Source organism: Sphingobium phenoxybenzoativorans (assembly GCF_018286635.1).
In the GTDB taxonomy this organism is placed as follows: Bacteria; Pseudomonadota; Alphaproteobacteria; order Sphingomonadales; family Sphingomonadaceae; genus Sphingobium; species Sphingobium phenoxybenzoativorans.
This window is the reverse complement of the sequence record NZ_CP073910.1, coordinates 792,600-813,212: the sequence shown is the minus strand read 5'-3', so window position 1 is coordinate 813,212 and position 20,613 is coordinate 792,600. Positions and strand designations below refer to the sequence as shown.

Below are 20,613 nucleotides of genomic sequence, written 5' to 3'. Positions count from 1 at the left end.
CGCGGGCACCCCTCTGGGTTCTTGCGCCAAGCAGTCTGGATTAAAGAGAAAAGCCATGTTCGCAATTGTGCGCACGGGCGGCAAGCAGTATCGCGTCGCCGCCGGAGACAAGATTGTCGTCGAGAAGCTCGCTGGCGAAGCCGGCGACAAGATCACCCTGGACGACGTCCTGCTCGCCGGCCAAGGCAGCGAGCTGAAGGATACGGCCGGTCTGACCGTCGCTGCTGAGATCATCGCGCAGGCGAAGGGCGAGAAGGTCATCGTTTTCAAGAAGCGCCGCCGGCACAATTATCGCCGCCGCAACGGCCACCGTCAGCGCCACACGATCCTGCGCATCGTCGCGATCGGCGCCGAGGAAAAGAAAAAGGCTGCTCCGAAGAAGGCAGCCGCTCCGGCCGACGACGCGGCGCCCGCCGCCACCGAAGCCTGATCGCATTCGAGGAGTTTGAGCAATGGCACATAAGAAAGCAGGCGGTTCCTCGCGCAACGGTCGCGATTCGGAATCGAAGCGCCTTGGCGTGAAGAAGTTCGGCGGTCAGGAAGTGATCGGCGGCAACATCATCATCCGCCAGCGCGGCACCCGCGTCTATCCGGGCCGCAATGTCGGCATCGGCAAGGACCACACGCTGTTCGCGCTGACCGAGGGCCGCGTGGTGTTCCACGACGGCAAGCTCGGCCGCAAATATGTATCGGTGGACATGCCGGCGAAAGCCGCGGAATAACCGGACGATCTTTTAAGGGGTCGTCCATGGAGGCGATCCCAGATGGGTCCGGGAAACCGGCCCGATCGAACAGAGGGAAACGGGACGCCTCAGCCAAGAGGTTGTCCCGTTTCTCTTTTTTTGTTTCCCTCGCCCGGCGGGCCGGAACAACCGCCCATCGCAAGCGTCACGCATGCGGGGCCAATCCGGACCATAATGTCGCCAAGCCGTCATCATCATGCGGCAAAGGCGGCGCACATAATCGAGAGGAGGCGAATGTATGTTCGCTCGCACACCAAGACTTTTGCTCCGTCCGGGCTGGCTGGAGGATTCGCAGGCTCTGGCGCAGGCGCTGGGCGACGAATCCGTCGTCCGCAACCTCGCCCGCGTGCCCTGGCCCTATGGAGAGCGGGATGCGCAGGCGTGGCTGACCCGCGACCGCGACCCGAACCTGCCCGACTTCCTGATCTTCTCGCGCACGCTCGGCGCTCCGCGCCTGATCGGCGGCTGCGGCATCGGGCGCGATGCGGAGGGCGGGCTGAAGCTTGGCTACTGGATCGCGCGGCCCTATTGGGGCCTCGGTTTCGCGACGGAGGCGGCGCGCGGCGTGATGCGCATTGCGCGGGCGACGGGCCTCTCCGGCATCACCGCCGGACATTTCCTGGACAATCCCGCGTCAGGCAATGTGCTGCGCAAGATCGGCTTCCGGCCCACCGGCCAGATCCTGACCCGCTACAGCATCGGCCGCGGCGCAGACGTCGCCTGCGCGATCTTCGAGCAGGGCGAGGAGGAGGACATGCCAAGCAACCTGCACCTCGACCTCTATTCGGACGCCCGCTCTCTGGCGGCGTAGGAAATCAGGATATCTCCGTTCGCCTTGAGCCTGTCGAAAGGCTGTCCTTTTCTTTGGAAGAAAGACAGTGCTTCGACAGGCTCAGCACGAACGGATATTAGTTATCAGGCCGCTTGCCGCTCCAGCACGATCACCGCCTTGTCGCCCAGTTCGGCGCGGCCGATTTCCGCATAGCCCGCCTTCTCTGCCACGCGCAGCGACGCGGCATTGTCCGGCTCGATGATGCAGCGCGTGACTCGCGCCTTCAGCGTCCCATCCGCCCAGCCCGTCACCGCCGCCGCAAATTCCGTCGCCAGTCCGCGCCCGCCGGCCTCGGGCAGCAGCGCCCAGCCAATTTCCGGCGCGCCGTCGAGCAGTTTTATGCCCCGCCGCCCGTCCATCAGGCCGCCATCGCCCAGATAGGCCCCGGTCTCCCGATCCTCGATCGCCCAGAAGCCATAACCCAGCAGCGCCCACATGCCCGCATAGCGCAGCAGGCGGAACCATACGGTCTGCGCATCCTGCACATGGCCGCCGATGAAACGCACCGTCCGGGGATCGCCCCACAGCGCCTGCATGTCCTGAAAATCATCCGCGCGGTGCGGCCGCAGCCGCAGCCGCTCTGTCTCGATAACGGGAATCTCGTTCATGGCCCCCGTCATGAAACGCCGCGGGATATGTTGCAATGGATCGCGAAAATACGGCAATGGTTTAACTTGTGCGGGAATGGGGCTAAGGGCCGCCGATGCATTTTCTCGACCAGGCAAAAATCTTCATCAAATCGGGTACCGGCGGCCCCGGCGCCGTCGCGTTCCGGCGCGAAAAGTTCATCGAATATGGCGGCCCGGACGGCGGCGACGGCGGCAAGGGCGGCGACATCATCTTCGTGGCGGTCGAGGGTCTGAACACCCTGATCGACTTCCGATATACCCAGCATTTCAAGGCGGAGCGCGGCCATGGCGGCGCGGGCAAGAACCGCACGGGCGCTGGCGGCAAGGATCTGGTCATCAAGGTCCCCATCGGCACCCAGATCATTTCCGATCCCGAAGATGGCGAGGAAGGCGAAATCCTGGCCGATTTCCTGGAGGCGGGCAAGGAAGTCGTATTCCTGCGCGGCGGCGACGGCGGACGCGGCAATCTCAGCTACAAGACCAGCACCAACCGCGCCCCACGCCAGCACGGCACCGGCTGGCCGGGCGAGGAGATGTGGGTCTGGCTGCGGCTGAAACTGCTGGCCGATGTCGGCCTTGTCGGCCTGCCCAATGCTGGCAAGTCCACCTTCATCAATCAGGTGACGAATACCAAGGCGAAGGTCGGCGACTATCCCTTCACCACCACAAAGCCGCAACTGGGCGTTGTCAGCCATAAGGGCCGCGAGTTCGTGCTGGCCGATATCCCCGGCCTGATCGAAGGCGCGGCGGAGGGCGCAGGGATCGGCGATCGCTTCCTTGGCCATATCGAGCGGTGCCGCGTCCTGCTGCACCTGATCGACGCCAATGGCGACGATCCGGTCGAGGCGTGGCGCATCGTTCAGGACGAACTGTCGGCTTATGGCGCGGGGCTGGACGAAAAGCCGCAGATCATCGCGATCAACAAGGGCGACCTGCTGGGCGAGGAGCTGATGGAGGACATCGCGGCACAGCTCCGCGAGGCTGGCGCAGAGGACATCCACATCATATCCGGCGCGACCGGCGAAGGCGTGTCCGAACTGCTCGACGTCATCATCCCCGTCCTTGGCGACCGGGCGCGCGAGGCAAGGGCTGACGAAGACGGCGAAGGGGATGAGGGGGAAGCGGACACATGGTCGCCGATCTGACCGAGACCCTGGCCGGATTCCCGCCCGCCCTCTGCCGCCGCATCGTCGTAAAGATCGGGTCCGCCCTGCTGGTCGATCCGTCCGGCGCGGTGCGCGACCATTGGCTGCGCACCGTCGCCGCCGACATCGCCGCGCGCAGGGCGGAAGGGCAGCAGATCGTCATCGTCTCGTCCGGCGCAATCGCGCTCGGCGCGCGCCGCCTTGGCCTGCCGAAAGGCGGACGCGGCAGCCTGGAGGATGCGCAGGCGTCCGCCGCCGTGGGTCAGATCGCCCTGTCGCAGACATGGGCCACCGTGCTTGGCGAGCGCGACCTGACCGCCGCGCAAATGCTGGTGACGCTCGACGATCTGGAAAATCGCCGTCGCTATCTCAACGCCTCCGCCACGCTCGAACGGCTGCTGTCGCTCGGCATCGTGCCGGTGGTGAATGAGAATGACAGCGTCGCCACCGCCGAAATCCGCTTCGGCGACAATGACCGTCTCGCCGCCCGCATCGGGCAGGCGGCGCGTGCTGACGCGGTTGTGCTGCTATCTGACGTGGACGGGCTTTACACGGCCAATCCGCAGGTCGATGCCAGCGCGATGTTGGTAGAGAGGGTGGAGCGGATCGATTCCGCGATAGAGGCGATGGCGGACGGCGGTTCGGGATCAGGCATGGGGTCGGGGGGCATGCTCTCCAAGATTGAGGCGGCGAAGATCGCGACGGGCGCTGGCGCGCACCTCGCCATCATCACCGGCCACCGGGATTCGCCGCTGTCGGCATGGGCCGGCGAAGGGCGCGGCACGATATTCCAGGCGGCGGCGGGCAAGCGCGCGCGCAAGACATGGCTTGCCGGGCGGCTGACCACGCGCGGCCGGATCACTGTCGACGCTGGCGCTGCGGGCGCATTGGCGCGCGGCAACAGCCTGCTGCCCGCGGGCGTAAGGGACGTTTCCGGCGTATTCGTACGCGGCGACGTCATCGACATATTGGCCGAGGACGGACGCACCATCGCGCGCGGCCTGTCCGAATATGATTCTGAGGATGCGGTGAAGATCGCCGGTCGCCGCAGCGAGGAGATTGCGGCGATCCTTGGCGAAGTCTCCCGCTCCGTGCTTGTCCACCGCGACCATATGGTCATGCTTTGAAAGTGACCGGAATGCGGATTGCCATGACCGGCGCGACGGGATTCGTCGGCGCTGCTACGCTTGACCTCGCTTTGTCGCGCGGTTTCACCGTCAACGCCCTCACCCGCCGTCCGCAGCCTGCGCGCAAGGGCGTGACGTGGATAGCGGGCGCGCTGGACGATGCGGACAGTCTGGACCGGCTGGTCGCGGATGCAGACGCCGTGCTGCACATTGCGGGCGTGGTGAACGCCCATAACCGGCAGGGCTTTATCGACGGCAACGTCAAGGGCACGATGTTCCTGGTCGACGCCATCCGTCGCGGCGCCGTCCGCCGCATGGTGCATGTCTCCTCGCTCGCCGCGCGGGAGCCGGAGCTGTCGAGCTATGGCTGGTCGAAGGAGCTTGCCGAACGGCATGTGATGGCCGGTGGCCTCGACTGGACGATCGTCCGCCCGCCCGCCATTTACGGCCCCGGCGATCAGGAGATGCTGGAGCTGTTCCGCATGGCCTCGCGCGGGCTGATGGTCTTGCCGCCCGATGGCAGGCTGTCGGTGATCGAGGTGCATGACCTCGCCCATCTCCTCCTCGCCTTGTGCGAGGACCGGTCGGACAGCGTCGCCCAAATTTATGAGGTCGATGACGGCACGCCCGGCGGGTGGAGCCATGCCGATTTCGGCAGGGCCGTCGGCAAGGCTGTCGGCCGCGAGGATGTCCGCACGCTCGCCGCGCCGCGCTGGCTGCTCAACACCGCCGCGCGCGCGGACGGCCTGTTCCGTGGGAAGGGCGCAAAGCTCACGACCGACCGGGTCAGCTACTTCTGTCATCCCGATTGGGTCTCCAATCCGTCCATGCGCGTGCCGCCCGCCATCTGGCAGCCGGTGGTGGGCATGCCCGCAGGCCTCTCCAACACAGTGAAGGCCTATCGCGCAAAGGGGTGGCTGAAGGCCGCAAGCTGACCCCCGCGCCATCGCCTGGCCGGACATAGTGGGGCTACACGGGCACATTAGGGCTAGAAGCTGCCCGATTGCGGCCTTATTCGCTTGCCAAAGCATATGCCGCAGGAGCAGACACCACGGCCTGTTTTCGCCGCACTACCCATCGGGACATGATAATGACGGATCGCCAGAACATATTCGACAGCGTCACGGCGCAGATCGCCCCCTTCAACAAGAAGGAGATCGCGCTTACCGAAACCACGACTTTTGCGGGCGACCTGGAGTGGGACAGCCTGACCGTCATGGATTTCGTCGCCGCGATCGAGGATGAGTTCGACATCATCATCACCATGAACATGCAGGCGGAGATCGAGACGGTGGGCCAGCTCGTCGATGCAGTCGCCAAGCTTAAGAGCTGAACAGGAATTATAGTGCCGTTCACCCTGAGCGAAGTCGAAGGGCTCTGCCGAGCGGAGCGAGGCATAAAGCCTTCGCCACGGCTCAGGCGAGGGCTTCGACTTCGCTCAGCCTGAACGGTTTGAAACGGATGAGATCATGACCGAAGCCACTGCCACCAAGCTTGATGCCCACGCCGCCGCGCCCGTTGCCGCATCCGTCGACCGCGACCTGTTCTCCAAGTTCGATCCGCTGATCGCCGAGCGCGAGGCGCTGTTGGCGACTGGCGTGCGCGATCCCTTCGCCATCGTCATGGATGAAGTGAAGTCGCCGACGCAGGCGGTCATCAAGGGCAAGGACACCATCCTGCTCGGCACCTATAATTATATGGGCATGACCTTCGACCCGGATGTTGTCGCCGCGGGCAAGAAGGCGCTGGACGAATTCGGCGCGGGCACCACCGGCAGCCGCGTCCTCAACGGCACCTATCAGGGGCATAAGGAAGTCGAGGACGCGCTCAAGGAATTTTACGGCACCTCGTCGGCCATGGTGTTCTCCACCGGCTATCAGGCCAATCTGGGCATGATCTCGACGCTGGCGGGCAAGGGCGATTATGTCATTCTGGACGCCGACAGCCACGCTTCCATCTATGACGGCTGCTTCCTGGGCGATGCGGAGATCGTCCGTTTCCGCCACAACAGCGTCGAGGATCTGGACAAGCGCCTCGGCCGTCTGCCTGCCGACGCGCTGAAGCTGGTGGTGCTGGAGGGCGTCTATTCGATGCTCGGCGACGTGGCCCCGCTGCCGGACATGGTGGCGGCGGTACGCAAGCACGCCAACTGCATGATCCTGGTGGACGAGGCGCATGGCATGGGCTTCTTCGGCCCCAACGGACGCGGCGTCTATGAGGAGCAGGGGGTCGAGAAGGATGTCGATTTCATCGTCGGCACATTCTCCAAGTCGGTCGGCACGGTCGGCGGCTTCTGCGTGTCGAACCATCCGAAGTTTGAGGTGATGCGCCTCGTCTGCCGTCCCTATGTGTTCACCGCCTCGCTGCCGCCCAGCGTCGTCGCCACCGCCGCGACATCGATCCGCAAGCTGATGCATGCGGGCGAGAAGCGCGCGCATCTGTGGAAGAACAGCCAGCGTCTGCACAAGGGGCTGACCGATCTCGGCTTCACGCTCGGCACCAAGACGCCGCAGTCCGCGATCATCGCGGTGATCCTGACGGACCAGATGCAGGCCGTCGCCATCTGGCAGGCGCTGCTGGAACTGGGCCTCTATGTGAACATGGCGCGGCCCCCGGCGACGCCAGCGGGCACATTCCTGCTGCGCTGCTCCCTCTGCGCGGAGCATTCGGACGAGCAAGTGACTCACATCATTGGCATGTTCGAGGCGGCGGGCAAGGCGGTCGGCGCCATCGCCTGATCGTTACGCTGGCGGCGAATTGACTCTCGCCAGGGACGGAATGAAGGCTCTCCTTTCCCCGCGCGGCATTCTGGATTAGATTGCAAGCAGATGGACAGGTTTTCGATCTTCGGCGATGAGGAGATTCCGGCATGGCTGGAAAGCCTTCAGCGCGCCCTGCCCTTTCTTCTCGGCATTCCCCTCATACTCGCGCTTGGCGCTCTGCTCTATATTGCGAGCACCGCGTCGAGCGAGCGCGACCAGGCGCTCAACCGGCAACGCCACAGCTATGAGGTGATCACCCTCGCCCGCCGTCTCGACGGATCGATGGCGAAGGCGGAAAGCAGCCTCGCCCGTTATGTCATCAGCCTTGATCCCGACACCGGCCGCCTGTTCCAGTCGCAATGGCGCGGGGCCGGGGCGGAGCTGGATGCTCTGGCCTTCTCCACTCGCGATGATGAGCATCAAAGGACGCTCGTCCGCCATTTGCGCATCGCCTATGCGGATCGCGGCAAGACGCTGAGCGAAATCGGCCTGCGCACCACCTATGATCAGCGGATGGGCGCGCTCGCCCAATTCCATGATGCGGGCCGCGCGGAAAATCTCGAACGCATCAACACGCTCCTGCGCGATGTGATCAATACCGAAAACGCCCGGCTGCGGGAGCGCAACGCCGCCGTCAGCCAGTCGAACAACCGCAATGAAAATCTCGCTTATACCTACCGGCTTGTTGGCCTGGTGCTGGTCGTGGGCGGCCTGTTTGCGGCATGGGCGGCGAATGCGGCGCTGAACGACCGCCGTTTCGCCCGGCGTCTCGCCGATTCCGAAGCGCAGCGGGCATGGGGGCTGGAGGCGGCCGTCGCCGCGCGCACCGCGGAGCTTCAGGACGCCAACCGCATGCTGCATCAGGAGGCGCTGGACCGCGCCGCCGCGGAGGAAAGCCTGCGCCAGATGCAGAAGATGGAAGCGGTGGGCCAGTTGACCGGCGGCATCGCCCACGACTTCAACAATATGCTGGCGGTGGTCGTCGGCGGGCTGGAACTGGCCCGGCGCAAGCTGCGCGAAGAACCGGCGGATGCGGAACGGCATATCGACAATGCGATGGAGGGCGCCAATCGCGCCTCCGCCCTGACCCGCCGCCTACTCGCCTTCGCCCGGTCCGAACCGCTGCTGCCCTCGGCCGTCAGCGCGGACAAGCTGATCACTGGCATGGTCGACCTGATCGACCGCACGATCGGCGACCAGATCCGCGTCGAACTGCACAAGGATGCGGGCGGCTGGGCGATCTTCGTCGACCGGCATCAGATGGAAAACGCCATCCTCAACCTGTGCGTCAATGCGCGCGATGCGATGGAGGGGCGCGGCGTCCTCACCATCTCGACCAGCCGCGCGACATTGACCGAAGGCGAAATCGGGGAGTGCCCGGAGGGCGACTATGTGTTGCTCTCAGTCGGCGATTCCGGCTGCGGCATGACGCCCGAAGTGCTGGCCCGCGTATTTGAACCCTTCTTCACCACCAAGCCGATCGGCAAGGGCACCGGCCTTGGCCTGTCCCAGATCTTCGGCTTCGTGCGCCAGTGTCAGGGCGAGATCCGCATATTGTCGCAGCCCGGCCAGGGCACGCAGGTTCAGCTATTCCTGCCCCGCCGCATCGTCGAGGGAGAGGGCAGCGCGCCCGTCACCCTGTCGCCCGCCGAAGCGGAAACCACGGATCAACCGCCGACCCGCATCCTGGTGGTGGAGGATGATCCCCGCGTGCTGGCGCAGACCATCGACGCGCTGGCGGAGCTGGGCCATCTGCCCATCGGCTGCGACCATCCCGCCAACGCCGCGGGCATGCTGGCCAAGCATCGCGACATCGGCCTTGTCATTACGGACGTGCTGATGCCGGAAATGACCGGGCCGGAAATGGTGCGGCAGTGGGCGGACGAGTTTCAGCATCTGCCCGTCCTGTTCGTCACCGGCTATGCCGGCGATGTCGAGGACAGCGCGATGTTCCGGGGGCATCCGGTGCTGCGCAAGCCCTTCACCCTGGGCGGCCTGTCCGCCGCCATCAGTCAGGCGATCACCGGATCGCACCGCTCCGAAACAGCCGCGGCAGCAGAGTAATCGCGCCCGCCAGCGGCCAGCGCCGCTGCCACGGCTTGATGACGATCTTTGTCCCGGCGTGCCGGTTGATCTTCCACGCGAGATAATCGATCCCGCCCGCGAAGGTGAAGCTGGCCTTGATGAGGCGCAGGACCACCGTTCGCTTGCCCCGACGTTGCATTCTCCGCCATCCGGCGCGCGCACCCTCGCGCGCTTCGGTTGAAGCGACGCTGGGCGACTGACCCGCGACCTCTCTGGCGGCCACGCCGAACCGGCGATAACGCCCCGGATCGGCATCGACAATCGACCCTGGCCGCGCGGCCCGTTCGGCGCGCAGTTCAGCGCCATAGGTCAGGGTGAAACCGGATCGCCAGACCGCCAGCGGATCAGCCTCAGCCTCGCCCGGCTCCATCGCCGGTTCCGTCAGCGCCACCAATGTCGGCGCGGCCTGCGCGACGGCGGCCTGCGCCATTGTCCGGGCGCGTTCATCCGCCGCCCATATCAGGCGGCTGGGTTGCGCGAACCGCGCCCATACAGAGGGATCGGGCGCACTGACGCTGCACAGCCGCGCGAAATCCGCCTCGCTCAGCACTGCATATTTGGAGATCAGCCCTTCATGTTCGAAGGGAAAGACATTGGGCGGGATCAGCCGGTTGGCGCTGGCCAGCCAGCGCTTGCCATAGGCCACGCGATAATCCGACACGATCAGGTAGAAATCGAGCATCAGCCCGTCGAGATTCTTTTCCCGCAGGCACGATCCATAAAACAGCACCGCCCGCGCCGCGCCAGGATATTGCGCCGCCAGCGCAGCCGCCATGGCGACAGCGCGCGGATCAGCGGGTTCGGCAAGTTCGGCGGCGACGAGAGTTTCCAGAGGAGAGGACATAATTTCCCTTACCCCGTTCGCCCTGAGCTTGTCGAAGGGCTGTCCTGTTCTTGAGAAGAAGTGCAGGGCTTCGACAAGCTCAGCCCGAACGGTGGTGTATATATGCTTTGACTAAGCCGCCAACCGCAGGAACGGCACCGGCGTCGTCGACCGCAGCACGATCGGATGGCCCTCATTCGCCTCGAACAATTCGCCGTCCAGGATCACGCTGCTGCGGTCGCCCTCGATGCGGATCGTGTCGCCCTGTTCCAGATGGATGCCCTGCATCCGCCGCGTGCCGAACCGGCCGGACAGGATCGCTACGACAGCCCGGAACAGCGCCGGGCCATTCTGGTCGACCGCCATCAGCTTCATGCTGCCCCGCGCCTCCTCGGTCGTTCGCGCGCCGAGCAGAAGCCGTTCCAGCGTCGTCACGATCAGCACCGTGAAGCGCCCGGCAAGCTGCCCCTCGCGGATCAGCGAGATCGACACCGGCCGGGTCGCGGGCGGCATATATTTGCCCCGGATGCCGAACAGCAGCGACAGCACCACGGCAATCGCCGTCAGCACATGGCTGACCGTATTGGACAGGCCCAGCGGGTAAATCTTGTTGCGGCAATAGAGGATATAATCGGCCAGGCCCGCCCCGCCCAGGAACATGCCCAGCACCGGCCGGCTTCCCGCCTGCCCGTCGGTCAGCGCGATCAGTTCGCGCGCCACCACATGCTTGTCGAGGCCGGTCTTGGCGATATCAACGATCCGCTCCAGCGCCTTGATCGGGTCGCCATGAATGCCCAGGTCCAGCGCGATCAGATTGGTCTTGCCGTTGGGCAGCACCGCGATCGGCGGCACCTTGTCGGTGAAATGTTCGCCCTGATACAGTTCGGTCAGCGCCGCCTGCACCGTGCCGTCGCCGCCATTGATGACGATGACGGACGGTTCGACGCGGGCGATGGTCTGCAGCGCCCGGCCGATCTGGTCGACATGCTCCACCTCATAATGGAAGATGTCGGGATTATTGGCGCAGAATGTACGGACGCGCGGCAGCGACTGCCGGTTGCCGGTTGACTTGGGATTGGACAGGAGCGCCACGCAGACCATATTCTTGCCGCAATCCTCCCGTCAGGCGCCGATAGGCTTGAAGCTCAAGCCCTGCACATAGTTGAGTACGACCTTGACCTCCGCCGTCGATCCGCCGACCGAGAATTTGGTCTTGTTGAGGTCGGGCTTCCGCTTGAAGGCAAGGTCCATCAGGCTCATCTGCGGATTGCCGGAAAAACCGCCGCCGTCGCTCTTGCTGCTGCCCTCGCCCTTGCCCTCGACATAATGGCGGACATAGAGCGCGTAATTGCCCGGCTTCGGCACGGATACGCAGACATTCATCGCGCCCGCCTTCGTCACCGGCAGTTCGATTCGCTCGACATACTGCTTTTTCTCAAGGAACGTCTTGGGATTGGCTTCGTATAGCTGGACACGCAGCAGGCCGGATCGCGACTTGAATCCCTCGACATGGACCAGCACGGCCGACCCATTGCTCTCGCAAGCCTCAGCCTGCGGGCCAAGCGCCGCTGCGCCAGCGACCGCAGGCGCGCCAGCCAGCACGAACGCCGCAGAAGCTGCGAGCGCCGCCAGTTTCGGCAGACCTGGAAAATTCGACATGACCAACACTCTCCTGGAAGCTATAGCCCGCCCGGCATGGCGTTTTTCCACACCGGCGCGAGCGAGCCCCTGTTCGCCCCGTGCTGTTGATATGGAAGGGGTTTGCGGCCAAAACATGGTGATGGGACGACCACATATTGAAATTCCTGACCGCCACTGACCGCTACATCGCCCGGCTGATCGCCGTTCCCCTCATCGGTACGCTGGTGATCTCCGCCATGCTGCTGGTGCTGGACAAGATGCTGCGCCTGTTCGACTTCGTTGCGGCGGAGGGCGGCCCGGTCAGCGTCGTGTGGCGCATGCTGGCCAATATGCTGCCGGAATATCTCTCGCTCGGCATTCCGATCGGGCTGATGCTGGGCATATTGCTGGCCTTCCGCAAGCTGGCCCTGTCGTCGGAACTGGACGTGTTCCGCGCCGTCGGCCTGTCCTACGGCCGGTTGCTGCGCGTGCCCTATATGTACGCCATCGCCCTGGCGCTGGTGAATCTCGCTATCGTGGGCTTCGTCCAGCCCTATGCCCGCTATGCCTATGAGGGGCTGCGCTTCGAACTGCGCTCAGGCGCTCTGGGCGCATCGATCAAGGTCGGCGAGTTCACGAATCTGGGCAAGAAGATGACGATGCGGATCGAACAGAGCCGCGACGCCGGCCGCAACCTCCAGGGCATTTTTGTGCGCGCCAATGGCAAGGACGGGCAGACGCTGGCCGTCACCGCCGCGCAGGGCACCTTCCTTGCGACCGACGATCCCGACACGATCATCTTCCGCCTGCACAATGGCGTGCTCGTCCATGACGATCCCAAATATAAGACGCCCCGCATCCTCAGCTTTTCCAGCCACGACCTGCCCATCGACCTGCCGCAGATCGAGAATTTCCGCGGCCGCGGCGATGCCGACCGGGAACTGACGATCCCGGAACTGGTGCGCGTGGGCAAGGCGCCGGAATCCAGCCCCGCCCTGCGCGCGGAGGTCCGCGCCAATTTCCATTTCCGGCTGGTGGAGGTGGCGATGATGCTGCTGCTGCCGCTCGCCGCCCTCGCCTTCGCCATCCCGCCCAAGCGGTCGACATCGGCGCTGGGCGTGTTCCTCTCGATCGTGTTCATCGTGACCTATCACAAGATCAACGAATATGGCGAAGCGGTCGGCGCGCTGGGCCGGATCAATCCGATCTTCGCCCTGTGGGTGCCCTTCTGCGCCGTCGCCGCGCTGATCCTGTGGATGTATCATGTGGTCGCGCACCGGCCGGGCGGCCAGCCGATCGGCGCGCTGGAATATGCCTTCGCCAAGATCGGCGGACGGGTCGCCAAATTCTTCCGCTTCGGCCGCAAGCCGGTGCAGGCGGCCTAGGGGGCGGATAAGGCATGCAGCTTCAATTCTTCCCCTCCCGGACGATGGCCCTCTATATGGGCCGCCTGTTCCTGACGCGCAGCTTCGCCGTGCTGGCGCTGCTCGTCATCGTGCTCCAGACGCTCGACCTGCTGGGGGAATCGGGCAATATCCTGGCCTATAAGGGCAATGGCGACGCGCAGCTCTGGCACTATATCTTCCTGCGCGCGCCGCAGATCATCGCGCGCTTCCTGCCTTTCGCGGTCCTGCTGGGCACGCTGATCACGCTGGCGACGCTGAACCAGAATAGCGAGGTGATCGCGATGAAGGCGGCGGGCCTGTCCGCGCACCAGATTCTCGCGCCGCTGATCGTCGTCGCCATCGGCATTGCGGGGATCAGCTTCGTCTTCAACGACCGCATCGTCTCCCCTTCGACCGCCGCGCTCGACGCCTGGTCCAATGTCGATTACGGGCCGATCCCGACCGACAGCGGCGTAAAGACCAACGCCTGGGTGCGCGACGGCAACAACCTGATCAACGCCGGGATCATCGCCGGGCGCGGCAAGGCGACCCAGTTGCGCAAGATCGTGATCTTCAACCGGGTCGACAATACGCTGATCAGCATCATCCAGGCCCCCCGCGCCCATTTCGACGCGCAGGCGGGCAAGGGCTGGGTGCTGCAGGACGCGCAGCAATTCGATGTGACGCGCGGCACCGGCAAGGCGATCGGCACCATCCGCTTCGGCCCCGACATCCGCCCCGACCAGTTCACTCTGGCCAAGGTCGATGCTGACGGCCTGACCGCCAACGAGCTGGGCATGGCCATTGCCGACCTCAAGGATGCGGGCCGTCCCACCGCCGCGCTGGAGGGGAGCCTGTGGCACAAATTCTCCGGCCCGCTTTCCGCCGTGCTGATGCCGCTTCTGGGGTCCGTCGCCGCCTTCGGCCTGGCGCGGTCCGGACGGCTGTTCATCCGCGCCGTCATCGGCATGGCGCTGGGCTTCACTTATTTCGTGGCGGACAATTTCGCGCTGGCGATGGGCAATCTGGGCGCATATCCGCCCTTCATGGCCGCCTGGGCGCCGTTCCTCCTGTTCCTTCTCGTCGGCGAAACCGTGTTGATCCGCACAGAGGAATAGAAGGCGGAATAGGGAACGCCCTTTCTTTTCCCCGGAAAGAAACTAGAGCCGTCGAACGCTTCAGCGCGAACCGGGAGGCCCCATGTCCGTTACAGTCACGCCCGTAGCCGGAAAGGCCGACCTGAAGGCCTTTGTGGACCTGCCGTGGACGATCTACGCCAACGATCCCAACTGGGTCGCCCCGCTCAAGAGCGAAGTCTACGGCCTGCTGACGCCGGGGAAGAATCCCTTTTTCGAACATGCCGAGGCGCAATATTTCCTGGCCCGGCGTGGCGCGGAAGTCACTGGCCGCATCTCCGCCCATATCGACCGTCTGGCGCTGACCATCACGCCGGAACAGGGCATGGGTCCGGGCACCGGCAATTTCGGCTTGTTCGAGGCGAAGGACGCGGAAACCGCCGCCGCTTTGCTGTCCACCGCCGAGGAATGGCTGCGCGGGAAGGGCATGACTCGCGTGCTTGGCCCGCTTTCGCTTTCCATCTGGGAGGAGCCGGGCCTGCTGATCGAGGGCCATGACCATCCGCCCACGGTCATGATGGGCCATAACAGCGCCGCCTATCAGCCGTGGATCGAATCCGCCGGCTATGCCCCCGTGAAGCAGCTCAAAACCTATGATCTCGACATCACCAAGGACTTCCCGCCGCTGATCCAGCGTATCGTCCAGTCGGGCGAGAAAAGCCCGCGGATCAACATCCGCAAGGTCGACAAGTCTCACTTCGACAAGGAGGCTGCGATCATCCTTGGCATCCTCAACGACGCCTGGGGCCGCAACTGGGGCTTCGTGCCGATCACTGACAGCGAAGTGGCCTTTACCGGCAAGAAGCTGAAACCCATCGTGTTTGAGGATCTGATCATGGTCGCCGAACTGGATGGCGAGCCTGTGGCCTTCATGATGACGCTGCCCGACCTCAATGAAGCCATCAAGCCGCTCAACGGTTCGCTGCTGCCCTTCGGCTGGGCGAAGCTGCTGCTATGGCTGCGCAAGCCCAAGGTCCGCACGATGCGCGTGCCGCTGATGGGCGTGGTCCAGCGGTTGCAATCCTCCCGCATGGCCAGCCAGCTCGCCTTCATGATGATCGAATATATCCGCCGCGCCGCCATTACCGACTATGGCGCGACCCGCGGCGAGATTGGCTGGGTGCTCGACGACAATCAGGGCATGAACGCCATCGCCGAGGCGATCGAGAGCCGGGTCAACAAAATCTATCAGGTCTACGACAAGACGCTGTAGGGGCCGTAGGGGCGCGTCCCCCGATCGTTACAGCGCCGCGTACTCCTGCGAAGGCAGGAGTCCAGGGCGGCTTGGCGCTTTGAGGCCCTGGGCTCCTGCTTTCGCAGGAGCACGCGTCCATCTAAACAGGTCAGGCCCCAGCGCCGCCACCCCTATGCCTCGCCCAGCCGAATCGACAGCCGGGTGATCCGCGAGCGATGGATGCGCCACTGCCCCTCCACGCAATGATAGGTCTCATGATAATGGCCGGTGCCGTGCAGGACCATTGTCCCGTCCTGCTCCCATATCTGGTCCTCCATCGCGATGACGCCGGTCGCCCGCGTGTCGCTCTCGATGCTGATCTCGTGGCAATGGCCATGATGCACGGTCGTCTTTGTGCCGATAACGGTGCTGATGAACTCGACCACTTCGTCGCCGCCTTCATACACCCAGTCATTGCTTTCCGCGGCCATGCCATCCGGCGCCTGGCCATCTATGCTCAATGACGGGCGGGCATCGAAAATCGCGTCGTCGCAAAAGACCGTGCGCAGATTGGCCCAGTCCTTCGTATCCATCAGGCGGAAATAGCGCGCCTTGAGCTGCTTGATCGCCTCTATGGCCAGAAGCTGATCGATCCTATCCATGCATGTCTCCTCTTTCTGACGTTATTAGGCCACCCGGAGCGGCCAGTAACTACCGGTTGTCAGAGGCGCGGGATCAGGCATCGAATGCGGGCATGGCCAGAGCCAGTCCATGATCCCGCACTGCGGATGGCCATCCTTCCGACATCTTCACAAATCCGTCCCGGTCTTTCGCGTAAAGCGCCCGGATGACCGCTTCATATCCCGGCCGGTCGCCCGCCATCGCCGTCAGGAAATGATAGGCGGCATCCATCGCGGCGCGGGGCGATGGCTGAGCGGTCCCTTCCTTGCGCGCCGCCTCAACCAGCTTGCGCAGCGTAACCGACGCCCCGCCCGGCTGCGCGCCCAGCCATTCCCAATGGCGCGGCAGCAAGGTCACCTCGCGCGCCTGCACGCCAAGCCTGGGCCTGCCCCGCCCCCGCGCCGGTTCATGCCCCGGCCCCCGCAGGTCGATGTCCACCTGCCGCCCGGTCGCATCGTCAAAGACCAGGATCATCGGCGCATCGCCATCCATCGCGCGCATGGCGGCGCGTATCTCCGCCTCCTCGCCCGTCCCGATCCAATAATCGCCCGCAAAGGCCGTCAACGTGCGCGCCATGCCGAATCTCCTTCGGTCCGGCTATTATTACCCGGATTTTATTCCGTCAATATTGTCCGGGTATAATTCCGCCCGGCGGCGTTGGCGCATCGGCCGCCATCGGCTCTGCCTAAAGCGAGACCCCCAGCCTCTCCAGCCATGCCCGCGCCTGTTTCGGTTCACCCACCGCACTGGGCGCTACCGGCCCGCGCGCGTCCAGAAATTCCCGGTGCAGCGCAAATGCGTCCATGCCCAGTTGCGCGCGCATGGCGTCAATCGCGTCGGCAAGCTCGCACAGAGTGTCGATGACGGGCGCAACTTTCGCCCGCGCCGCCTTGTCGCTCTGATGATCGAACAATCCCCATGACCCCGCCGCCGCAACCCGCAGCGCGGCGATCAAAGCCTCTTGATAGTCCGACTCCAGCTCCGCCCTGCGGATGTCCATGCGTTCCAGACGATCGGCCCTTGCCATCTGCTATCGCAACTCGACCCACACCGGCGCATGGTCGCTGGCCTTTTCCCGGCCGCGAAATTCCTTGTCGACTTGCGCATCGAGCAGCCGGTCGGCGGCGGGCGGGCTGAGCAACAGATGGTCGATACGGAAGCCAGCATCGCGCGGCCAGGCGTTCATCTGATAATCCCAATAGGTCCACACGCCCCCGGCCGGGTGACGGGAAAGCAGCGCGTCGGTCCACCCGTCGCCCAGAAACCGGCGATAGGCCGCCCGGCTTTCCGGTTGCATCAGCGCATCGTCGGCCATTGCCTTGATCGAATAGACGTCCTTGTCGCGCGGAATGACATTATAGTCGCCCGCCAGCACCGCCGGGACTTCCTCCGCCCAGATCTCCGCCGCCCGCGCGCGCAGCCGCTTCATCCAGCGCAGCTTGTAATCGAACTTCGGCCCCGGCTGCGGATTGCCATTGGGCAGGTAGATGCTGGCGATCCGCACGCCGTCCACCTCCGCCTCCAGATAGCGGCTATGCTCATCCTCCGCCTCGCCCTCAAGGCCCCGCGCGACCTCTACCGGAACCTGCCCCCGCGCCAGGATGGCGACGCCGTTGAACCCCTTCTGCCCATGCCAGATCGCGCCATAGCCGGCCTCCTCGATATCCTTCACCGGGAAGGTCTCGTCGGACGTCTTGATCTCCTGCAGGCAGGCGACATCGGGCCGGGTCTCGCTCAGCCACTCGACAAGGCGAGGCAGCCGCGCCTTGATGCCGTTGATGTTGAACGTGGCGATACGCATGTGGTGGGGTCCTTGGGCGGCCGCAGGGCGAACGGATATCGGATCACTCTTTGGAGAAAGAGAGACAAGTGAGCAAGGTGATCACTTATTCTTCGACAGGCACTATCGAACACTCACCTGTTGCAGCATCATACAGAAGCTTCGCAAGGTCTGGCCCTTGGGCGGGATCGTCATTCTTGGCCCCAAGAGAAATCAGTATCTCGGCATTGCCATTTTCATGAAGAACAACAGCCGTGGAGACGTCATCGTTAACATGAGGCCACTCAGGACCGAAATGATGAGCAGACAAATTTTTGGCAGCTAATTCTTCTGCTAATATTGCGGCAGCCAAAAAGGCATCCGCGATCTTTTGCACAGCCTGCGCCTCACTTAAACCGGCGAGGGTAGGCACAGCCAAAGTGCTGTTCCCAACGGCGATAAGAAACTGACCAACCGCCTGCTGGGCCGTGACAGCTTTCGTGATGACATCAAGTGTTACTTGATCGGAATTCGGAAAAGCGGCTTGCCGTTCCATAGATGTCAAACGTCGAAATTGGCGTTTCGTGAATGAGACCAGCCTAGCAGTGGCTAATCCTGCAAGGGCGGTCACTGTACCTTGCGCTATCCACTTGGCCAAATCGTGTAGTGTGAATACGTCCAAAACAAGTCGGAGATACTCATTCGGCCCGGCAAGCAGAGGGCCAGGTTTGACTGCGACTTCACTTTCAGTAATCTCAGTCAGTAGCCGACTTGTCTGCGTTAGCGCATACATATTAGCGAGCGGACCGACTGCGATCGTGAGAGAGGGGGCTTCATGCTCCATCAAAATCACCTTCTTGGTGCATTCCTACATCGACAGCCGACCAGCTTTAAGCTGTGATCACGGCAACAACAACGACGCGTCCCCATAACTATAAAACCGATACCCCTCCGCAATCGCGTGCGCATAGGCCGATTGCATCCGTTCCCGTCCCATCAGCGCGCTCACCAGCATAAACAGCGTCGACTTGGGCAGATGGAAATTCGTCATCAGCCCGTCGATCGCGCGGAAGCGGTATCCCGGCGTGATGAAAATCCGCGTCTCCCCTTCGAAGGGCGCGATCACGCCATCCTCGCCGGTCGCGCTTTCCAGCAGGCGCAGGCTGGTCGTGCCGACGGAAATCAGCCGCCCGCCCTTCGCCCGCACGGCGTTCAGCCGCTCCGCCGTCGCTGCGTCGATGCGCCCCCATTCCGCATGCATCCTGTGGTCGTCGGTATCGTCCGCCTTCACGGGCAGGAATGTCCCCGCGCCTACGTGCAGGGTCAGCGTCTCGGTCGCGATCTCCGCCGCCGCCAGCCGCTCCATCAGACCCGGCGTGAAATGCAGCGCTGCCGTTGGCGCTGCCACCGCGCCATCCTCCCGCGCGAACAGGGTCTGATAATCCTCCCGGTCGCGTTCATCGGTCGGGCGCTTGCTGGCGATATAGGGGGGCAGCGGCATCCTCCCCGCCCGCTCCAGCAGTATTTCGACCGGCTCCTCGCCCTCGAAGCTGAGGCTCACCCCGCCATCCTCGTCGCGCGGCCCGGCGATGGCGGTGACGCCCGCGCCGAAATCGATCCGGTCGCCGTCCCGCACCCGCTTGGCGTTGCGCAGAAACGCCTGCCACTGGCGCAGCCCCAGCCGCTTGTGCAGCGTCGCGCCGATCCGCGCCGCGCCGCGCATGCCCTCCAACTGCGCCGGGATGACCCGCGTGTCGTTGAATATCAGGCAGTCGCCCGCGCGCAGCGCATCGGGCAGGTCGGCGACGCCGCGATCCTCCACGCCATCCGCCCCGCGCAGCACCAGCATCCGCGCGGCATCGCGCGGCGCGGCGGGGCGCAGCGCTATCCGCTCCGGCGGCAGGTCAAAATCGAACAGGTCAACGCGCATGGATGCGTCCGGGCCGCCGCAATATCGGAGCAGCCCTGGGCGGTTATTTCTTCTTGGGCGCCGGCTTCTTCGCCGCGGGCTTGCCGCCGATCGGCCTGTTGAGGTCGGCGACGCTGGGCGCGGGCGGCGGCGGCGCTGTCAGGACGGCGGGCACGGGCTTGCCGTCGCTCTCGATCGACGCCTGCACGATGACCGCCGGATTGGCGGGCGGCTCGCCCAGCGGGATCGCGTCGACATATTGCATGCCCTCGATCACCCGGCCGAACACCGTATATTTCTTGTCGAGCTGCATGCGCGGCAGGAACAGGATGAAGAACTGGCTGTTGGCGCTGTCCTCGCTCTGCGCGCGGGCCATCGACACGGTGCCGCGCAGATGCGGCATCATGTTGAACTCCTGCTTCAGGTCGGGCAGCGTCGATCCGCCGGTGCCGTCGCCCTTGGGGTCGCCGCCCTGCGCCATGAAGCCCGCGATCACGCGGTGGAACTTCAGGCCGTTATAGAGGCCCTGGCGGGTCAGCTCCTTGATGCGCGCGACATGGTTGGGCGCAATATCCGGGCGAAGCTGGATGCGCACGCGGCCGCCGGTGGACAGGTCCAGGTCCCAGATGTCCTCTGGGTTGAGCGGCAGGCTGGCGGGCGGGATTTTCGGAGCGCTCTCGGCACGCAGGGCCTTGACGTTGTCCTCCGCCTTGGCCGCCGATTCCGCTTCCTTCGCCTCGTCGGTCTTGCCGCCGCCCTGCGCATGGGCGGGCACGCCGGCTGTCATGACCAGAGCCGCGCAG

General features: G+C 64.5%; 23 protein-coding genes. 12 read left to right on the top strand and 11 right to left on the bottom strand.

Annotation, left to right across the window (positions count from 1 at the left end; all coding sequences use genetic code 11):
• Positions 1-55 precede the first annotated feature (55 nt).
• The 3 genes from rplU to KFK14_RS04030 all read left to right on the top strand — a co-directional run bounded on the left by rplU (position 56) and on the right by KFK14_RS04030 (position 1,554).
• Positions 56-430 (top strand): 50S ribosomal protein L21, encoded by a 375-nt coding sequence (gene rplU / locus KFK14_RS04040; RefSeq protein WP_212609958.1) that lies wholly within the window; start codon positions 56-58, stop codon positions 428-430.
• Between the two features lie 22 nt (positions 431-452).
• Positions 453-722 carry a 50S ribosomal protein L27 gene (gene rpmA / locus KFK14_RS04035; protein WP_070156675.1) on the top strand — a complete coding sequence of 90 codons (270 nt, stop codon included), beginning with the start codon at positions 453-455 and terminating at the stop codon, positions 720-722.
• A gap of 259 nt (positions 723-981) precedes the next feature.
• Entirely contained in the window at positions 982-1,554 is a 573-nt protein-coding gene (locus tag KFK14_RS04030; RefSeq protein ID WP_212609957.1) for a GNAT family N-acetyltransferase, read from the top strand.
• A gap of 104 nt (positions 1,555-1,658) precedes the next feature.
• Here the strand turns inward: KFK14_RS04030 and KFK14_RS04025 are convergent, their stop codons facing one another.
• Positions 1,659-2,183 carry a GNAT family N-acetyltransferase gene (locus KFK14_RS04025; protein ID WP_212609956.1) on the bottom strand — a complete coding sequence of 175 codons (525 nt, stop codon included), beginning with the start codon at positions 2,181-2,183 and terminating at the stop codon, positions 1,659-1,661.
• A gap of 95 nt (positions 2,184-2,278) precedes the next feature.
• Between KFK14_RS04025 and obgE the strand changes: the two genes are divergently transcribed.
• The 6 genes from obgE to KFK14_RS03995 all read left to right on the top strand — a co-directional run bounded on the left by obgE (position 2,279) and on the right by KFK14_RS03995 (position 9,302).
• Positions 2,279-3,349, top strand: a complete 1,071-nt coding sequence (gene obgE, locus KFK14_RS04020; RefSeq protein ID WP_212609955.1) for a GTPase ObgE — start codon at positions 2,279-2,281, stop codon at positions 3,347-3,349.
• Positions 3,334-4,476: a glutamate 5-kinase gene (proB, locus tag KFK14_RS04015; RefSeq protein ID WP_212609954.1), complete on the top strand. Its 1,143-nt coding sequence runs from the start codon at positions 3,334-3,336 to the stop codon at positions 4,474-4,476. The genes obgE and proB overlap by 16 nt, the downstream gene beginning before the upstream one ends.
• 23 nt (positions 4,477-4,499) lie before the next feature.
• Positions 4,500-5,411, top strand: a complete 912-nt coding sequence (locus tag KFK14_RS04010; RefSeq protein WP_212609953.1) for an SDR family oxidoreductase — start codon at positions 4,500-4,502, stop codon at positions 5,409-5,411.
• Between the two features lie 155 nt (positions 5,412-5,566).
• Positions 5,567-5,809: an acyl carrier protein gene (locus KFK14_RS04005; RefSeq protein ID WP_212609952.1), complete on the top strand. Its 243-nt coding sequence runs from the start codon at positions 5,567-5,569 to the stop codon at positions 5,807-5,809.
• Positions 5,810-5,945: 136 nt separating this feature from the next.
• On the top strand, positions 5,946-7,214 hold the full coding sequence (gene spt / locus KFK14_RS04000) for a serine palmitoyltransferase (RefSeq protein ID WP_246524859.1): 1,269 nt from the start codon (positions 5,946-5,948) through the stop codon (positions 7,212-7,214).
• Between the two features lie 90 nt (positions 7,215-7,304).
• Positions 7,305-9,302: an ATP-binding protein gene (locus KFK14_RS03995; RefSeq protein WP_212609951.1), complete on the top strand. Its 1,998-nt coding sequence runs from the start codon at positions 7,305-7,307 to the stop codon at positions 9,300-9,302.
• On the opposite strand, the gene KFK14_RS03990 is transcribed toward KFK14_RS03995, so the two are convergent.
• From KFK14_RS03990 to KFK14_RS03980, 3 genes are all read right to left on the bottom strand, one after another.
• Positions 9,259-10,167, bottom strand: a complete 909-nt coding sequence (locus KFK14_RS03990) for a hypothetical protein (RefSeq protein ID WP_212609950.1) — start codon at positions 10,165-10,167, stop codon at positions 9,259-9,261. The genes KFK14_RS03995 and KFK14_RS03990 overlap by 44 nt on opposite strands.
• Positions 10,168-10,278: 111 nt before the next feature.
• Positions 10,279-11,247, bottom strand: a complete 969-nt coding sequence (locus KFK14_RS03985; protein WP_212609949.1) for a diacylglycerol/lipid kinase family protein — start codon at positions 11,245-11,247, stop codon at positions 10,279-10,281.
• Between the two features lie 21 nt (positions 11,248-11,268).
• The gene (locus KFK14_RS03980) at positions 11,269-11,805 is read right to left on the bottom strand and encodes a DUF2141 domain-containing protein (RefSeq protein WP_139139318.1); all 537 of its coding nucleotides are present in this window, start codon (positions 11,803-11,805) and stop codon (positions 11,269-11,271) included.
• Between the two features lie 137 nt (positions 11,806-11,942).
• Here KFK14_RS03980 and lptF point away from each other — a divergent pair, with 137 nt between their 5' ends.
• From lptF to KFK14_RS03965, 3 genes are all read left to right on the top strand, one after another.
• The gene (gene lptF / locus KFK14_RS03975; protein WP_212609948.1) at positions 11,943-13,151 is read left to right on the top strand and encodes an LPS export ABC transporter permease LptF; all 1,209 of its coding nucleotides are present in this window, start codon (positions 11,943-11,945) and stop codon (positions 13,149-13,151) included.
• Positions 13,152-13,165: 14 nt separating this feature from the next.
• Complete coding sequence (lptG, locus tag KFK14_RS03970) at positions 13,166-14,269, top strand: LPS export ABC transporter permease LptG (RefSeq protein ID WP_212609947.1); 1,104 nt, start codon at positions 13,166-13,168, stop codon at positions 14,267-14,269.
• 82 nt (positions 14,270-14,351) lie between these two features.
• On the top strand, positions 14,352-15,500 hold the full coding sequence (locus tag KFK14_RS03965; protein WP_070156685.1) for an N-acetyltransferase: 1,149 nt from the start codon (positions 14,352-14,354) through the stop codon (positions 15,498-15,500).
• A gap of 152 nt (positions 15,501-15,652) precedes the next feature.
• Here the strand turns inward: KFK14_RS03965 and KFK14_RS03960 are convergent, their stop codons facing one another.
• From KFK14_RS03960 to KFK14_RS03930, 7 genes are all read right to left on the bottom strand, one after another.
• Positions 15,653-16,123: a nuclear transport factor 2 family protein gene (locus KFK14_RS03960; protein WP_070156686.1), complete on the bottom strand. Its 471-nt coding sequence runs from the start codon at positions 16,121-16,123 to the stop codon at positions 15,653-15,655.
• Positions 16,124-16,196: 73 nt separating this feature from the next.
• Positions 16,197-16,718, bottom strand: coding sequence for a DUF2239 family protein (locus KFK14_RS03955; protein ID WP_212609946.1), 522 nt, complete (start codon positions 16,716-16,718; stop codon positions 16,197-16,199).
• Between the two features lie 109 nt (positions 16,719-16,827).
• Positions 16,828-17,169 carry a hypothetical protein gene (locus KFK14_RS03950; RefSeq protein ID WP_212609945.1) on the bottom strand — a complete coding sequence of 114 codons (342 nt, stop codon included), beginning with the start codon at positions 17,167-17,169 and terminating at the stop codon, positions 16,828-16,830.
• A 3-nt stretch (positions 17,170-17,172) separates the two neighbouring features.
• On the bottom strand, positions 17,173-17,943 hold the full coding sequence (xth, locus tag KFK14_RS03945) for an exodeoxyribonuclease III (protein ID WP_212609944.1): 771 nt from the start codon (positions 17,941-17,943) through the stop codon (positions 17,173-17,175).
• An 85-nt stretch (positions 17,944-18,028) separates the two neighbouring features.
• Complete coding sequence (locus KFK14_RS03940; RefSeq protein ID WP_070156689.1) at positions 18,029-18,745, bottom strand: hypothetical protein; 717 nt, start codon at positions 18,743-18,745, stop codon at positions 18,029-18,031.
• A gap of 57 nt (positions 18,746-18,802) precedes the next feature.
• Positions 18,803-19,831, bottom strand: coding sequence for a tRNA preQ1(34) S-adenosylmethionine ribosyltransferase-isomerase QueA (gene queA, locus KFK14_RS03935; protein ID WP_212609943.1), 1,029 nt, complete (start codon positions 19,829-19,831; stop codon positions 18,803-18,805).
• Positions 19,832-19,874: 43 nt separating this feature from the next.
• Positions 19,875-20,597: a peptidylprolyl isomerase gene (locus tag KFK14_RS03930; RefSeq protein WP_212611028.1), complete on the bottom strand. Its 723-nt coding sequence runs from the start codon at positions 20,595-20,597 to the stop codon at positions 19,875-19,877.
• Positions 20,598-20,613: the final 16 nt, after the last annotated feature.

Bases quoted from the DNA above. Each gene is read 5' to 3' on its own strand.
- KFK14_RS04005 (WP_212609952.1), top strand. From the start codon at position 5,567: ATGACGGATCGCCAGAACATATTCGACAGCGTCACGGCGCAGATCGCC.
- spt (WP_246524859.1), top strand. From the start codon at position 5,946: ATGACCGAAGCCACTGCCACCAAGCTTGATGCCCACGCCGCCGCGCCC.
- queA (WP_212609943.1), bottom strand. From the start codon at position 19,831: ATGCGCGTTGACCTGTTCGATTTTGACCTGCCGCCGGAGCGGATAGCG.
- KFK14_RS03955 (WP_212609946.1), bottom strand. From the start codon at position 16,718: ATGGCGCGCACGTTGACGGCCTTTGCGGGCGATTATTGGATCGGGACG.
- rpmA (WP_070156675.1), top strand. From the start codon at position 453: ATGGCACATAAGAAAGCAGGCGGTTCCTCGCGCAACGGTCGCGATTCG.
- KFK14_RS03995 (WP_212609951.1), top strand. From the start codon at position 7,305: ATGGACAGGTTTTCGATCTTCGGCGATGAGGAGATTCCGGCATGGCTG.
- lptG (WP_212609947.1), top strand. From the start codon at position 13,166: ATGCAGCTTCAATTCTTCCCCTCCCGGACGATGGCCCTCTATATGGGC.
- KFK14_RS04025 (WP_212609956.1), bottom strand. From the start codon at position 2,183: ATGAACGAGATTCCCGTTATCGAGACAGAGCGGCTGCGGCTGCGGCCG.
- KFK14_RS03965 (WP_070156685.1), top strand. From the start codon at position 14,352: ATGTCCGTTACAGTCACGCCCGTAGCCGGAAAGGCCGACCTGAAGGCC.
- KFK14_RS03960 (WP_070156686.1), bottom strand. From the start codon at position 16,123: ATGGATAGGATCGATCAGCTTCTGGCCATAGAGGCGATCAAGCAGCTC.
- KFK14_RS04030 (WP_212609957.1), top strand. From the start codon at position 982: ATGTTCGCTCGCACACCAAGACTTTTGCTCCGTCCGGGCTGGCTGGAG.
- KFK14_RS03940 (WP_070156689.1), bottom strand. From the start codon at position 18,745: ATGGAGCATGAAGCCCCCTCTCTCACGATCGCAGTCGGTCCGCTCGCT.
- KFK14_RS03930 (WP_212611028.1), bottom strand. From the start codon at position 20,597: ATGACAGCCGGCGTGCCCGCCCATGCGCAGGGCGGCGGCAAGACCGAC.
- xth (WP_212609944.1), bottom strand. From the start codon at position 17,943: ATGCGTATCGCCACGTTCAACATCAACGGCATCAAGGCGCGGCTGCCT.
- KFK14_RS03990 (WP_212609950.1), bottom strand. From the start codon at position 10,167: ATGTCCTCTCCTCTGGAAACTCTCGTCGCCGCCGAACTTGCCGAACCC.
- rplU (WP_212609958.1), top strand. From the start codon at position 56: ATGTTCGCAATTGTGCGCACGGGCGGCAAGCAGTATCGCGTCGCCGCC.
- KFK14_RS03950 (WP_212609945.1), bottom strand. From the start codon at position 17,169: ATGGCAAGGGCCGATCGTCTGGAACGCATGGACATCCGCAGGGCGGAG.
- proB (WP_212609954.1), top strand. From the start codon at position 3,334: ATGGTCGCCGATCTGACCGAGACCCTGGCCGGATTCCCGCCCGCCCTC.
- KFK14_RS03985 (WP_212609949.1), bottom strand. From the start codon at position 11,247: ATGGTCTGCGTGGCGCTCCTGTCCAATCCCAAGTCAACCGGCAACCGG.
- KFK14_RS04010 (WP_212609953.1), top strand. From the start codon at position 4,500: ATGACCGGCGCGACGGGATTCGTCGGCGCTGCTACGCTTGACCTCGCT.
- obgE (WP_212609955.1), top strand. From the start codon at position 2,279: ATGCATTTTCTCGACCAGGCAAAAATCTTCATCAAATCGGGTACCGGC.
- KFK14_RS03980 (WP_139139318.1), bottom strand. From the start codon at position 11,805: ATGTCGAATTTTCCAGGTCTGCCGAAACTGGCGGCGCTCGCAGCTTCT.